The 15,223-nt window shown below is 57.8% G+C and carries 12 protein-coding genes; 6 read left to right on the plus strand and 6 right to left on the minus strand.

The window, feature by feature from the left end; translation table 11 throughout:
• Window positions 1-5: 5 nt before the first annotated feature.
• Window positions 6-1,265: a DNA-processing protein DprA gene (locus AC13C0_RS15560; protein WP_341581420.1), complete on the minus strand. Its 1,260-nt coding sequence runs from the start codon at window positions 1,263-1,265 to the stop codon at window positions 6-8.
• 487 nt (window positions 1,266-1,752) lie between these two features.
• Here AC13C0_RS15560 and AC13C0_RS15565 point away from each other — a divergent pair, with 487 nt between their 5' ends.
• From AC13C0_RS15565 to AC13C0_RS15585, 5 genes are all read left to right on the plus strand, one after another.
• Entirely contained in the window at window positions 1,753-2,730 is a 978-nt protein-coding gene (locus AC13C0_RS15565) for a TAXI family TRAP transporter solute-binding subunit (protein WP_117619755.1), read from the plus strand.
• Between the two features lie 89 nt (window positions 2,731-2,819).
• Entirely contained in the window at window positions 2,820-5,006 is a 2,187-nt protein-coding gene (locus AC13C0_RS15570) for a TRAP transporter permease (RefSeq protein WP_482954661.1), read from the plus strand.
• Window positions 5,007-5,096: 90 nt separating this feature from the next.
• On the plus strand, window positions 5,097-6,911 hold the full coding sequence (locus tag AC13C0_RS15575) for a sensor histidine kinase (protein ID WP_482954662.1): 1,815 nt from the start codon (window positions 5,097-5,099) through the stop codon (window positions 6,909-6,911).
• Window positions 6,908-8,260: a sigma-54-dependent transcriptional regulator gene (locus AC13C0_RS15580; RefSeq protein ID WP_117619758.1), complete on the plus strand. Its 1,353-nt coding sequence runs from the start codon at window positions 6,908-6,910 to the stop codon at window positions 8,258-8,260. Before AC13C0_RS15575 ends, AC13C0_RS15580 begins: the two co-directional genes overlap by 4 nt.
• Window positions 8,261-8,413: 153 nt before the next feature.
• Entirely contained in the window at window positions 8,414-10,108 is a 1,695-nt protein-coding gene (locus AC13C0_RS15585; RefSeq protein ID WP_482954663.1) for a methyl-accepting chemotaxis protein, read from the plus strand.
• 133 nt (window positions 10,109-10,241) lie between these two features.
• On the opposite strand, the gene AC13C0_RS15590 is transcribed toward AC13C0_RS15585, so the two are convergent.
• From AC13C0_RS15590 to AC13C0_RS15600, 3 genes are all read right to left on the minus strand, one after another.
• A complete protein-coding gene (locus AC13C0_RS15590; RefSeq protein ID WP_205422231.1) occupies window positions 10,242-11,627 on the minus strand; it encodes a PhoH family protein in 1,386 nt (461 codons plus the stop codon).
• Window positions 11,628-11,651: 24 nt separating this feature from the next.
• Complete coding sequence (locus AC13C0_RS15595) at window positions 11,652-12,143, minus strand: CBS domain-containing protein (RefSeq protein ID WP_117619761.1); 492 nt, start codon at window positions 12,141-12,143, stop codon at window positions 11,652-11,654.
• 67 nt (window positions 12,144-12,210) lie between these two features.
• Entirely contained in the window at window positions 12,211-12,948 is a 738-nt protein-coding gene (locus AC13C0_RS15600) for an START domain-containing protein (protein ID WP_341581421.1), read from the minus strand.
• Window positions 12,949-13,084: 136 nt separating this feature from the next.
• On the opposite strand from AC13C0_RS15600, the gene AC13C0_RS15605 reads away from it, so the two are divergent.
• The gene (locus AC13C0_RS15605; RefSeq protein ID WP_117619763.1) at window positions 13,085-14,092 is read left to right on the plus strand and encodes a DUF2804 domain-containing protein; all 1,008 of its coding nucleotides are present in this window, start codon (window positions 13,085-13,087) and stop codon (window positions 14,090-14,092) included.
• A gap of 35 nt (window positions 14,093-14,127) precedes the next feature.
• Here the strand turns inward: AC13C0_RS15605 and minE are convergent, their stop codons facing one another.
• Window positions 14,128-14,382 (minus strand): cell division topological specificity factor MinE, encoded by a 255-nt coding sequence (gene minE / locus AC13C0_RS15610; protein ID WP_117619764.1) that lies wholly within the window; start codon window positions 14,380-14,382, stop codon window positions 14,128-14,130.
• 3 nt (window positions 14,383-14,385) lie between these two features.
• A complete protein-coding gene (minD, locus tag AC13C0_RS15615) occupies window positions 14,386-15,198 on the minus strand; it encodes a septum site-determining protein MinD (protein ID WP_117619765.1) in 813 nt (270 codons plus the stop codon).
• Between the last annotated feature and the right edge of the window lie 25 nt (window positions 15,199-15,223).

The following is a 15,223-nucleotide window of genomic DNA, read 5'->3' on the forward strand; positions in this document are numbered from 1 at the left end:
CTTAACTACTCGGCCTTAATGAATTTATAGCGTACCGGGCGACTCAGCTTCCTGGCCTGACCCTCATCAACCGCGCGCTTCAGCCACTCATTGACCTGGGTCTTGTGCAGCCCCGTGTTTTCCGTAAGGGTTTCCGCTGTAACCGGTTCTTCGGCCAGGCGGCCCAGTTCCCTCAGGAAAAGCTGGTAGAAGTCTGCAGGCTCCACGCTTAGAGACGATTCTGCTTTGTTGACCGAAAAATTTTCAGCATCTTCTCTGGCGGCAAACAAAGGCGGCTGCTGCTGTTCAGCAAACAGATCATTGCTTTCATTGATTTGCTGGCCATTAACGCTGCTGCTCTCCAGCACGTCTCTGACGGAAAGCTTGTCCAGGTTGCCTTCACACCAATACCCGCCCTGATTTACCAGGTCCGCATTGGCGGCGGCAGGGTCATCGTCATCAGTCGGTTTTACCCAGAGCGGCACCCAACCGTGTTTCAGGTTTTCCTGAGCGCCGTTGAGGGTGCCGCCTTTTTTACCGGAGTGAACCACTAGAGAACTGTCGGCCAGGCAATAAATGTATTTGTTTCTTGCCATGGCGTTGCCGGCGCTGAAACCTGCTTCCGGATAGAATGGGGAAACCAGAACAAGATTGCCGTCCATCAAGCCTTTACGCCATTTTGCGCTGGTGGCTGCCTTCAGCAGGCTGTCTGCCATGACACCAATCACCGGGCCGCTCTGGTCGATAGCTCCAAGCATTGCGGTTTCATCCACGCCGCGAGCACCGCCAGACACAATGGCGATACCCTCTGAGGCAGCCTTGGCACCGACCCGCTGGGTAAACTGTAGATCCTCTTCATTGGCACTGCGGGAACCGACAACCGCAAGGCCGCCGCTATTGAGAAGCGCTTTGTTACCACAGCCGAACAGCACTGGAGGTGAGTCGGTTTTGAGCCTTTGTTTCAGACGCACGGGGTATTCTTTGTCTGAGCGGGTAACCACCCAAAGGCCAGCTCGTTGCCACTTCTCGACCGCCAACGCCAGGCTGTGCCCGCGGTTGAGCAAACTGACAATCCGGTCATGGGTGATTTTGGCATCATGCCAGCTCTTCAACAGGGCTAGCGGGTCGGACTTAAGCAAATCGGCGGGGGTGCTGTTGTGGTCTCTCAGCCAGAGCGCAAACCGACCCCACTCCTTGTTGGTCAGCGGCCGCGCCTGTTCCGACCCGGCTTTGGAAAAGAAGCTGGTCAGCAATAAGGTGGCCTGTGCGGTATGGGATAGATTCATGAGTCTTTTACCGAAGAAGAAGCCAGTGCAACCGGGTAAACAACACCGCTGCCGGACTGTTGTAGCAAAGCTGCGATGACGGTGAGCGTCCAGCCTGAATCAACAATATCATCTATAATCCGTTGCTTTGTGCCAGTACCTGCAATATTTCGTGAACGTGCGCCTGGGAAGGGAGGGCCGAATCCCTGAAGAACTCGTGGATATCGCCATCCTCAATATATAGAAGCGAGTGTTGATATCAAACTAACGAACTCTACTTTTGTCTGGCCAAAGTTGTAGGTATTCACCCATTGCCTTATTTGAATGGGTGGAGATCCACCCATTCTCTTACCTTGGATGTTCAGATGATTGCAGGAATGCACTGTTTTATAAGGTAGTTTCATACCTGGTCTGGTCCTTGCCTTCAGATGTGCCAACGCCGCCCGGTTGAGGCGACGTCGAGAACCCAAACAAACAAACAAACAAAATGAAACGGGGAGCATTCTTTATGAAAACCCAAATCGTTATGGCGGCAGCGTTCGCGTCTACCCTGGTCGTGGCTAATCCGGTTGCTGCTCAGGATCGTGAAGGCTGGCCGGACAACTTTACCGTGGGTACGGCAAGTCAGGGCGGAACCTATTTCGCCTATGGTTCCGGTTGGGCCAACTTTGTGGCTGAGAACCTTGGGATTTCCGGCGGCGCCGAGATTACTGGCGGCCCGATGCAGAACATGGCGCTGGTGCACACCGGTGATCTGCAGTTTGGTCTGACCACCATGGGTCCGGCCCGGGAATCCATGGAAGGCAACAGCCCTCTGGCTCCGGGTTTACAGATGGACAACGTCTGCGCCATCTTCCCGATGTACCAGACCCCGTTCTCTGTTACCGCCCTGTCCAGCTCGGGCATTACCTCCATTTCTGATATTCCTGATGGCGCCACGATCGGCTTTGGCCCTGCCGGCTCCACTTCGGATACCTATTTCCCGCGCATGATGGAAACCCTGGGTGTGAATTTCGAGCGCCGTAATGGCAGCTGGTCTGATCTGGGTGGGCAGCTCCAGGATGGTCTGATTGACGTGGTGGCTTTTGCCGCGGGTATCCCCATCCCGGCTGTCAGCCAACTGGAAGTTCAGACCGACGTGAACATCATCGGCATGACCGACGCGGAAGCCAAGAAGATCACCGATAACTTCCCGGTCTCCGAGTTTGTCATTCCGGCGAGCACTTACCAATCCCTGGAAAAAGACTCTCGTGTGGTATCCATGTGGAACTTTGCCATCGCCAACTGCGACGTTCCGGAAAGCCTGGTGTATGAAATTACCAAGCTGACCATGGAGAACAACGACAAGATGGTTTCCATCCACAAGGCGGCAAAGACGTCCATCCCGAAAAACTATACCAAGAACACCGTTCTGCCCTGGCATCCGGGTGCGGCTCGCTGGTTCAACGAAAACGGTTACGAGATTCCTGAAAGCCAGATCAAGTAACTATCGTTATGTGTCAGGGGGCCGATGCTGGCCCCCGTCGGCCGGCCGGCTTAATGCTGGCCCAGTTTTTCCTGTAGGCAGGGTTTATCATGACCACCGAACACTCCCCCAAGGATCCGACCCCGGCGCTGCCGGACGACGACCATATTCTTGCCCACGATGTTGACGAGGAGCCGGTTGAGGCCAATCGTCGCCTGTTTGAAGGCTGGTTGCTGAAATTTGTTACCGTGCTGACGATCAGCTATTCGTCATTCCATCTCTATTCCCTGAACATTGCCCCGATGGAAACCTGGAGTTACCGCATCGTTCACGTGGCGGGTGCGCTGGTACTCGGCTTTATACTGTATGCCGGTGCCCGGTTTCTATCCCGTGAAGAGGGTGGCGCGCGCCATAAGTGGACCACCTGGTTTGGTGGCGTTGCCCTGTTGCCTGCCCTTTATGCGCTTTACCAGACGTTTTCCTTCAGCCAGATGGTAGCCAACGGCACCATACGGATTCCGCCCGAGCTGGAAACCTGGCATTTTGGCTGGCCTCTGCTGGCGGCCACCGCTCTTGGTATTGTTCTGGGCTGGTTCCATCAGCGTGAGCGCTCGCGGTTCAGCATGCCCGATCTGGTGCTGATTGTGTGCTCGATTGCCGTCGCTGCCTATCTACTGGTGGTTTACAACACAAGCATGCGTATGACCACTGGCACCTCGTTTGCGCCGGTGGGCATTTCCTTCGCCGCCGTTGCCGGCACCGCCCTGATCATGGAACTGACCCGCCGGGTCGCCGGGCTGGCGCTGGTGGTAATTAGTCTGGTGTTCCTGGTTTATGTTTTTGCCGGTCCTTATCTGCCTGGCTTCCTGGGTTTTCCGGGGTTGTCCGTGCAGCGCTTTTTCAGTCAGGTGTATACCGATGCCGGAATTTTGGGGCCCACCACGGCGGTGTCCTCCACCTACATCATTCTGTTCATCATCTTTGCCGCTTTCCTTCAGGCGTCGAAGGTCGGCGATTACTTCGTTAACTTCGCCTTCGCGGCAGCCGGCCGCTCCCGCGGCGGCCCCGCGAAGGTGGCCATCTTTGCCTCTGGTCTGATGGGTATGATCAATGGCACCAGTGCCGGTAACGTGGTTTCCACCGGTTCGCTGACCATCCCGCTGATGAAAAAGGTGGGTTACTCCAAGAAATCCGCTGGCGCGGTTGAGGCTGCGGCATCTACAGGTGGACAGATAATGCCGCCGATTATGGGGGCGGGCGCCTTCATCATGGCGGAAATCACCGGTATTCCTTATACCGAAATCGCTGTTGCGGCGATCATTCCTGCGGTGCTGTATTTTGCATCGGTCTACTTCATGGTGGATTTCGAGGCGGCGAAACTGGGCATGCGTGGCATGCGTGAGGACGAGCTGCCGAAGCTTCGCAAGCTGATCAGGCAGGTGTACCTGTTCATTCCCATCATTATTCTGATCTATGCCCTCTTTGAGGGCTATTCGGTGATTCGTGCCGGCACCCTGGCGACCGTCTCGGCGGCGGTGGTGAGCTGGTTCTCCCCGAACAAGATGGGGCTCCGTGCCATCCTTCGGGCCCTGGATATTGCCTCGATGATGTCCATCCAGATCATCGTGGTCTGTGCGGCTGCCGGTATCATTGTGGGTGTGATTTCTCTCACCGGTGTCGGAGCTCGGTTCTCGGTATTGTTGCTGGATGTGGCCGAAGCCAGCCAACTGCTGGCACTGATATTTGCCATGTTCATTTCCATCCTGCTGGGCATGGGAATGCCCACGACAGCGGCCTATGCGGTGGCTGCGTCGGTGGTGGCGCCGGGCCTGGTTCAACTGGGTATTGAGCCGCTGACAGCACACTTCTTTGTGTTCTACTTTGCCGTGGTCTCTGCCATTACCCCGCCGGTTGCGCTGGCCTCCTACGCGGCGGCCGGTATTTCCGGAGCCAACGCCATGGAAACGTCGGTGGCTTCGTTCCGGATTGGCATTGCGGCGTTTATCGTCCCGTTCATGTTCTTCTACAACAGTGCACTGTTGATGGATGGGGACTGGCTTGTTATCGCCCGCGCCCTGGTGACCGCAACCTTTGGTGTGTACCTGTTGTCTGGTGGCGTACTGGGCTGGTTCGGCAAGGTCAGTGCTGCCTGGGTGGTCCGTATCATGCTGATTGCCGCGGCGCTGCTGATGATCGAAGGCGGCCTGTGGACGGATATGGCGGGTGTCGCCCTGGCGGTAATCTCGTTCCTGGTTCAGCGCCAGCGCAGGCAACGTGTGGCGCCTTTGGCAGTCTGAGCCGGTGCAGGGCAGGGTAATCGTGCCGGCGCACGGTTGTCCTGCCTGGTTCCGGGCGCTACGCTAGCGGTTTTCTCGGGAACCGGGTTTATGTCCTACCGGATTGGCGTTTTCCTTATTTTTGGCCTGACCCTTCTGGTGTCCTGGACACTCGGAGGCTGGGCCGGCTATCGGCAGGTGGAACAGGAAAGCCTTGAGGAATCGTTTCGTTACCGTCAGCTTGTCGCCAACGAACTGAACCGGTATCTCCCCATCCCTGAGCTCATGGCCGAGCATCCCCTGCTCGAGAAAGCCCTGAGAACTCCGGACGACCCGGGGGTCATTCTGCAAGCCAACGAAGAGATGCAGCGGATGGCCACGATCGTGGGCAGCTCTGATGTCTATCTGATGGATGTGAACGGCCTGACCATTGCTGCCAACAACTATCAGCAGGAAGACAGCTTCGTGGGTAGCAACTACGCTTTTCGCCCATACTTTTCAGAGGCTTTGGCAACCCGGGATTCGGCCATCTATTTTGCTTTGGGGCTGATGTCCAATGTGCGTGGCCTGTATTTTTCGCACCCCGTTCTGGATAGCCAGGGCTCGGTGCTGGGCGTTATTGCCGTCAAGGTCCTTGTTCACGAGCTGGAGTCCCAGTGGCACCGCCCTGCGTCGCTGAGTGAGGCGGAAATGGTGGTGCTGGACCGGGACGGCATCAGCTTCCTGGCCAGTAAGCCACGATGGCTTTACCGGGACTTCGAACCCTATACCGGCACAACGCCGGCGGCTGAATCCTACCAACGCTATCCGGACCGGGACCTGACGCCCATCAACATGAAGCGGCTCGGGCGTCCCTGGGGTGTGTCTGACCGGTCTGAAAAAATCCATCTGGTTGGGAGTGATGCTGGCGGGGATTATCTGAGTGTCCGTACCGATCTGCCCAGGCTGGACTGGACACTGCAGGTAATGGTGAGCACCCGCTCCGTTATCTGGACCCGGCTGGCATTTCTTGTTGGCGGTGCGGCCTTGTTTTTCGGAGGCTTGCTGACCTGGCTCTATCTCCGGGAGCGTTATCGCCGGGAGGCTGAACTGGCCTTGAGGGGAGAGCAGCTGGAGAGGAGGGTGGCCGAACGAACCGCCGATCTGGAGAGCTCTAACTGCAAGCTACTGGAAGAAATCCGCGAGCGTGAGCGTACCCAGAACGAACTCCGGGAAACCCAGCAGGAACTGATCCAGGCCGCCAAGCTGGCCGTTCTGGGGCAGATGTCGGCGGGCCTGAACCATGAAATGAACCAGCCACTGACTGCGATACAGACTTACGCCAGAAACAGCCGCCGTTTCCTTGAGAAAGGCGTGGAAGACATGGTCGACGCCAACCTGTCGGAGATTATCGCGCTGTGTGACAAGATGGCGGAGCTGACGCGGCAGTTCAAGGTGTTTGCCCGCAAATCCGAAGGGCCGCCGGCGGTGGTAGACTTGCGACAGTCTGTTGATGCGTCCCTCAAGATCATCCTGGCTCAGAAATCCAGTGCCGATATCGACATCCGGTGGAACCGGCCGGACCACCCGGTGATGTGCCACGGTGACCTGATTCGCATTGAGCAAGTGATGGTGAACCTGATGGCCAATGCGGTGCAGGCGGTGGAGGAATCGCGGCATCCGCAGGTGGGGATTGATATTGAGGAAGCCGAAGATTGCTGGAAATGCCTGGTTCGGGATAACGGTCCCGGCCTTAAGGGCAATACCGAGCAGATCTTTGAGCCGTTTTTCACCACCAAATCGGTGAAACAGGGGCTGGGCCTGGGGTTGTCAATTTCACGCCAGATTGTCGACGCCCTCGGTGGCACCCTTACAGGACGGAACCGTATGGACGGCCCGGGTGCCGAATTTGTGTTAACCCTCAGGAAGCGGGAGGCGACGGAATGACAGAACCCTCGGTAATCTTTGTGGACGATGACCCCCATATCCGTCAGGCCATTGCCCAGACTCTGACACTGGAAGACCTGCCGGTCAGCTGTTATGAAGGTGCGCCGTCCGCGCTCGGGCAGATCGATGCCGACTATGACGGCGTTGTCTTGTGTGATTACAACATGCCGGAGATGAACGGCCTGGAGATGCTGGCGCGGATCCGGACTGTGGATGAGACTATCCCGGTGATCATCCTGACCGGCCAGGGGGACATCAGTACCGCCGTAACGGCCATGCAGCAGGGTGCCTATGATTTTATCGAAAAACCCTTTGATCACGACGAGCTGATTGAGCTCCTGCGGCACGCTCTGGAAAAACGCCATCTGGCCCTTGAGAACCGGCGACTGAAGGCGCAGTTACGCCATCTGGCGAGGCCGGGACCCCGGATTCTGGGGGATTCGCCGTCAATGCGGAAAGTGATGGCAACCATCGACCCAATCCTGGATATCTCCGCCAATATCCTGCTGCACGGCGAAACCGGCTCCGGCAAGGATGCGCTGGCCCGGTATATTCACGAGAACAGTGCCCGCAGCGCCCACAACTTTGTCGCCATCAATTGTGGCGCGGTTCCGGAAAACCTGATCGAGAGCGAGCTGTTCGGCCACGAGGCCGGTGCCTTTACCGGCGCCGACAAACGCCGCATCGGTAAAATCGAGCATGCCCACAAGGGCACCCTGTTCCTGGATGAGGTGGAGAGCATGCCCATGCCGCTGCAGGTGAAACTGTTGCGTGTACTGGAAGAACAGCGGGTGGAGCGCCTGGGCAGCAATCAGGTACAGGAGGTGGATGTGCGTATCATCGCGGCCACCAAGGCGGACCTGAAGACGCTCAGTGAGGAAGGTGACTTCCGGTCCGATCTTTATTATCGCCTGAATGTTGTGAAGGTGGATATTCCGCCCTTGCGGGAGCGCAAGGACGATATTCCGACATTGTTTCACCACTTCGTACTGATCGCCGCCGCCCGGTATGACCGGGAGAGTATTCCTCTGGATGCCGGCCAGGCGGCTCGCCTGATGCAGCACACATGGCCCGGCAACGTCCGGGAACTGAGGAATCTGGCGGAACGCTATGTATTGCTGGGGGCGGCCGCACTGGATGAGAACGAGCCCGCGGCTACCGCCAATGTGTCAGGCCGGCAGACCCTCGCCGAGATGATGGACGGGTTCGAGCGTTCGGCTATTATCAGTGCCCTGAATGCCTGCCACGGCAGTATCAAGGACACCATGGTGCAGCTCGGTATCGCCCGGAAAACCCTGTACGACAAAATGCGTAAACACGGTCTGGATAAGGCGCAGTTCAAGGACTGAGCTACAAAATTTTACCGTTGTCGTTACAGGGTAGAAACAAAATACGCAGTATCATCAATGACATTGCCGGTCTTTTTTTCGTAGTGTTGCCAACCTTTGTTCTGGGCCGGATGTTCCGGCGGATCGTTTGCCTGTAAGAGAAAACTACCTGTCATGAAAAACCTGACCATCCAGACCCGGGTGCTGTTACTGGCTCTTGTGCCGGTTATCCTGCTCACCGCGTTTCTTACCAGCTACAACCTGAACCAGGCCAGCGATATTGGCGAAGAAGCCGTTGCCGGTTTCTCCACGGACATGGAAGCAAGCAAGCGCCAGGAGCTGAAGAATTACCTGGAGTTGGCCAGGACGTCCATCGCGCATTTGTACAATCAGCCAGGTTCGGCCGATGATCCGGAAGTACGCGAGCAGGCCTGGGACATCCTGCGCCAGCTCCGTTTCGACGATTCCGGAAGCGCCGGCTATTTCTTTGCCTACGACACCCGCGGCGTTAACGTGATGCATGGTGTCAATCAGTCTCTGGAGGGCAGGAACCTATGGGATTTCCAGGATCCCAATGGCACCTACCTGATTCGTGAGCTGGTAAAGGTTGCCCGTAGCGGTGGCGGTTACGTTCCCTACGGCTGGAAAAACAGTGACACCGGTGAGGTGGCGCCCAAGCTGGGCTACGCGGAAATGCTTCCGAAGTGGGGAATCATGATCGGGACCGGGTTCTGGATCGACGGTCTGGAGAGTCAGGTGGCCGCGATGGACGCCCAGGTGGGGGATTCCCTTGCCGACGCCGTGATCGGTTCGGTTACCACGTCCCTGATTGCCCTGGCGGTCATAGTGCTTCTGGCCCTGATTGTGGTGCGCAGCATTATCCGGCCGCTGAAATCCGCCGTATCGGCGATGAACGATATTGCCAGCGGTGATGGTGACCTGACCCGTCGACTCGATGTCTCCGGCAAGGACGAGCTCGGCCAGCTGGCGACGGCATTCAACAGCTTCGCTGACCAGGTGCATGGGCTGGTTGAGCGCGTGCTGTCATCAACCCGGACACTGAACGAAGCCACGGCTGATCTTACCCAGGTCATGAGCGAAGCCGAGCGGGGCGTTGATCGCCAGAAATCCGAGAGTGACCAGGTGGCAACGGCCATGAACGAAATGACCGCCGCCGCCCAGGAGGTGGCGAATAATGCCAGTGAGGCGTCCGAGGCTGCTGATCGTGCCAACGGGCAGGTCTGTGATGCCCAGGGCCTGGTGCATCAGGCCATTGGCGTTATTGGCGGGCTTTCGGAACAGGTGGAGGAAGGTGTTCAGGTGATTGAACAACTGGGTGCCGATTCCCGCCGGATTGACAGCGTGCTGGAGGTCATCCGCGAAATCGCCGACCAGACCAACCTGTTGGCACTGAATGCCGCCATCGAGGCGGCCCGGGCCGGTGATGCCGGTCGTGGCTTTGCGGTTGTAGCGGATGAAGTGCGCACCCTGGCCCGTCGTACTCAGCAGAGCACCCAGGAAATTCAGGACATGATCGAACGTCTCCAGTCCGGCGCGGGCAATGCCGTGAAACTGATCGGTTCAATCAGCGAACGTAGTGAAGCAACCGTTGAGGAAACCCGTCAGGTCAACGAAGCCCTGCAGCGCATCGGCCAGGCGGTGGCCACCATCACGGATATGAATACCCAGATTGCCAGTGCAGCCGAAGAGCAGACCAGTGTTTCTGAAGCCATCAATCAGAATGTCCACGAGATTGTTGCGATCACCGAGAAGACCTCTCAGGGCACCCGGCGAGCGGGCGATGCTACCCAGCGCCTGAGGAACCTGGCTTCCGACATGTCGGATCAGGTGAGCCGTTATCGGGTATGAGCCCTGTCGGCTGAACAGGGGGTCAGAACCACAGTTCTGACCCCTTTTTTATGAGTCGCTATCGGGTGGGACGCCGGCCGGCTGAACACGGGGTCAGAACTTTGGTTCTGACCCCTTTTTTCATAAACCCGGATCAGAGGTTGGATTCGGCAAATTCCGCCAGTACCGAACGGGGAACGCCCTGCAGGTGAATGTGGCCGCCGTGGCGGAAATCCTTGAAGCGTTCCGTCATGTAGGTGAGGCCAGAGCTCAGGGCGCTGAGGTAGGGTGTGTCGATCTGTGCCAGGTTGCCAAGGCAGATTACCTTTGAGCCGTTGCCGGCGCGGGTAATGATGGTCTTGATCTGGTGCGGCGTCAGGTTCTGGGATTCGTCGATGATGATCAGACTGTGCTGGAAGCTCCGGCCGCGGATGTAGTTCATCGACTTGAAGTGCAGGGGCACCTTACTGAGGATGTAATCTACGCTGGCGGTCATGTTCTCGTCGTCTTCGTGCAGCGCTTCCAGATTGTCGACGATGGCGCCCAGCCAGGGCTCCATTTTCTCGGCCTCGGTGCCGGGCAGGAAGCCGATATCCTCGTCCAGCCCCTGGGTGGAGCGGGTGGCAATAATCCGTTTGTACAGTTTGCTGGCCACGGTCATCTCGATGCAGGCGGCCAGGGCCAGGATGGTTTTACCGGAACCGGCGGAGCCGGTGAGATTCACCAGATGGATATCGGGGTCCAGGAGCAGGTTCAGGGCCATGGCCTGGTAGATATCCCGAGGCACCAGACCCCAGACCTCCTCGTTCAGAAGATCATGCTGATGCAGGTCCTTAATGATGACCTGGGTGTCCGTGAGGTCTACCACCTTGCCGACAAAGCCCAGTTCATCCACCACAAACTCGTTGATCTTCAGCTTGGCCAGTTCCCCTTCCCGCTTCAGGATATGTTCCGTCGTGCCTTCCCGCTGGACGGTTTCCACCTTTTCGATGGTGTCCCAGAACGAGTTGGGAAACTCCCGGTACCCTTTGGGCAGCAGGTCAATGTCGTCCAGAAGCTGGTCGTTGTGGTAGTCCTGGGCTTCGACCCCGAAACCCCGCGCCTTGAGGCGCATATTGATGTCCTTGGACACCAGGATGATGTCCCGGGATTTGTGCCGGTCCTGCAGTGCCGCCAGGGTATTGATGATCTTGTTGTCGTTGAGGTGCTCCGGGAGGGAGTGGTTGCCCGTGTGCTCTGTGCTCATCAGGATCGACAGGCTGCCCAGGGGCTCGGCCTTTTTGCCCCGCACGATGGGAACGCCTTTCTCGATCTCCTTCGGGCTGGCATCGCCCAGCAGTTTGTCGATGTTACGGATGGCCTGGCGGCAGTCGGCGGCCACGGCCTGTTTGCCGGATTTGAGGCTGTCGAGTTCTTCAAGGACCGTCATCGGGAGGATGACATCGTGTTCTTCAAAGTTCAGGAGGGCGTTCGGGTCGTGAATCAGGACGTTGGTGTCGAGGACGTACATCTTCCGGCGAGCTTGCGGTGCTCTGGGCATAGGTGGCGCTACCTCTCTGGTGGCTCAGTCGTTACGGGCGCAGCGTTGCGTGAGTTCCTCATCCGAGATCACTTTCAGCATATCGTAAGTGGTTATGATGCCGGTAATTTTCGCATCCCTGGTGACAAAGATCCGGTGCAGGTGTTCACGCATCATGATATTCGCAATGTCGCGCACCGGCGTCGTCTCGTCAACCGATAAAACGATAGGGGTCATGATATCCCGGACTTCCACCGGCACCTTGCCCATTTCTTCAAAGAGAACCATGCGCAGGCGCCGCGCTTCCTGATGCTCCTCGGGCGTCAGGTGCCGGTCAGCGTCGGAGCGCGTGGCATTCCAGCGGAACTCGGTGATGTCCTTCAGGGTGGCAATGCCCACGATCTCGCCATCGCCGTCCGTCACGGGGCTGCCGGTTATTTCGTTGTCGGTGAGAAAGCGGGCAAGCCGGTCCATGGTCCAGGATTGCGGAACGGCTTTGATGCTGGGTGTCATTATCTCAAAAGCGAGAACGGTCATTGAACGGGGCCTGCCTTGTGAAGTCCTTTCCCAAAGCTTAGCGTGTGATGCCTGTTGCGTCATCCCTTCAGGGCTCTGACCGGCTCACTCCGGCAAGCTTGCCGTTTTCGTCGTAGACCAGCCGATAGCTCTGGTACCTATCCAGGTTGGCGACCCGCTCCAGTTCCTCCATGGACCGCAGGGGGATATCCACCAGCAGAGCATTCACCAGCCAGCCGGGCAGCGAACCGTTGGGGTCGGTATGCTGAACCCAGACCATCCGGGTCTTGTCGCCCTCCGGAGTAAACCGGTACAGGGTGTCAGAGCGGTCAACCCTGACCCGGCTGCTGCTCTCCGCGCGCTGGTTCGGGGTGGCGTTCAGATCCATGACAATTTCACCGGAGGTCTCATCACCCCGGGTCCGGATGCGCAGCACATAGTCCCGGTCGGTGACGGGCCAGGGCATATCATTTACTGAATAGGCATACCGGTCGTGGAAGTCGCCCTTGCCAAAGCCATAGGATTCGGTGCAGTTGTGAACCCACTCAACGCAGGAGCCGGGGTTGATCATCACCGCCATCAGGTTTTCGATAGGGGCATCAAGTACGCCAACGGCCTTGAAGGCCTTGAAGCTGGAGTCTGGCTGATCAATGGTATAGATACGGATGTGGTCTGCTTCCTTGCGTAGCGTCCATGCCTCGTCATCCTCGGCCGGCAGTTCTGCCCGGGCAGTGGCGGCCGCCAGGGCCGATACCAGTAATGCACAGACAAGCCCGCTGATGACAGAGGCCCAGCCCGTAATGCGATGGGCTCTGGTCTTTCTCATAAGGTACACTTCCTTGACGATGGTGGGCCGAGTCTAGCATGAGGTTCCGACCGGCACGGCGACGGAAACAGTGGATTGTGAACCAGGTAACTACCTGTCGGTCACGTCCTACACATTGGCCTGATCTGGCGCGACTATGACAATAAAAAAACTGATCAATGGTAAGGGGCAGGTTGTTCCCGGTGTTCTGGATGAGCCGGTAGACGAGATCAACTACCTGGATTACGACCTGCGCACGGTGATGGACCGTCCCCGATCCCGCCTGGCCCGGCGCTGGCGGTTTAACCAGTTCCAGTTTGTCAGCGCGATGGGTCCCGGGTGGGTGTTTGGCCTGGCGGTGGTGGATCTGAGGCTGCTTGGAAACGGCTTTTTCTATCTCTACGACTTCGAGACCGGCCAGATGATGGAGCAGACGTTTCTGCAGCCCCTGGCCCGTGAAACCCGCATCGAGCCCTTTCCTGAGCATGGTATGGCCTCTTTTGGCAAGGGCGACGTTGCCATGCGTATTCTCCCGTTTGCGGGAGGTCGCAATGTTTCGGTGTCTGCCCCCGGGGGAATCCGCATCGAACTGACCCTGAAGGAGGACCAGGACCCTCTCCGTCTGGTTTGCCCGGCGGGCTACAACGGCTGGGTGTTTACCCGCAAATCCGCAGGTTTACCGGTGGAGGGGGAAGTGCGCTGGGATCACAGGATCTGGCGTTGTGATAGGGATACCCGGGGGTCGATTGACTGGAGCTGCGGTTTTATGCGCCGGGAAACCGCCTGGAACTGGGCTTGCCTGGCCGGCCGTTTACAGGATGGCCGGTCCGTTGGTCTGAATCTGGCCGCTGGCGTGAATGAAACCGGTATGACAGAAAATGCGCTCTGGCTGGATGGCAAGTGCCACAAACTGGGCGCCGCGCAATTCCGTTTCGACCGTTACCAGCCGGGCAGTGACTGGCGCGTGGCCACGGAGGATGGCAGTGTAGATCTGCACTTCGCTCCGGCCGGTGTGCGTAAGGAGAAGCTGAATGCCCTGGTGCTGGCATCCAACTTTCGCCAGTACGTTGGCACGTTTAATGGAACGGTGACCGATGAGGCGGGCACCCGAATTCCCGTGAGGGGCTTACGGGGACTGATGGAGGATCATTTTGCCCGGTGGTAGGAAAAACCTGCCCTGTGCAGGGCAGGTGTTCGGGGTTATCGTTCGGGAAGTGTGACGTTCAGCTCCAGGACTGAACAGCTTTCATTGCGGTCGACTTCTACCTGCACCATGTCGTCACTGATCTGAACATACTTGCGGATGACCGCGAGCAGTTCCTGTTGCAGTTGGGGCAGGTAGTCCGGCTGGTCACGCTGGCCGCGTTCATGGGCGACGATGATCTGGAGCCGTTCTTTGGCCACACTGGCCGTGTTATTGCTTTTTTTGCCTTTGAAGTAATCCAGGAAACTCATCCCTTAGCCTCCCTTGAACATCCGTGAGAAGAAACCCTTTTTCTGGGCGGTCATGAAACGGTGCTCCCGGTCCTCACCCAGCAGGCGTGCTACCGCATCTTCATAGGCCTGGCCCGCGTCGCTGTCCTCTTCCAGAATAACCGGCACGCCCTGGTTGGACGCGTTCAGTACAATCTGGCTCTCCGGGATAACACCCAGTAGCGGGATGGCGAGAATTTCCTCGACATCGGCCACCGACAGCATCTCGCCCCTTTCTACCCGGGAGGGGTTGTAGCGGGTGAGCAGCAGGTGTTCTTTCACCGGGTCCTGACTCATTTCGGCCCGTCGGGATTTGCTCTGCAGAATGCCCAGAATGCGATCCGAATCCCGGACTGAAGACACTTCCGGGTTGGTGACCACCACGGCCTCGTCGGCATAGTACAGGGCCATCATGGCGCCGTGCTCGATGCCGGCCGGAGAATCACAGACGATGTAGTCAAACGTCTCGGACAGCTCGTTAATGATTTTTTCGACGCCTTCCTTGGTCAGGGCTTCTTTTTCCCGGGTCTGGGACGCCGGGAGGATATATAGCGTGTTGACCCGTTTATCCCGGATCAGTGCCTGATTGAGGGACGCCTCGCCCTGAATGACGTTGACAAAATCGTACACGACGCGGCGCTCGCAGTTCATGATCAGGTCAAGGTTGCGCAGGCCCACGTCGAAATCAATAACGACGGTTTTGTGGCCTCGTCTGGCAAGGCCGGTGCTGATTGAGGCGCTGGTGGTGGTTTTGCCAACGCCGCCCTTTCCTGAGGTAACGACAATGATTCTAGCCAAGGTTCTGTTCCTGTTTCGCGGTGGA

The organism is Marinobacter sp. B-21 (assembly GCF_056857895.1).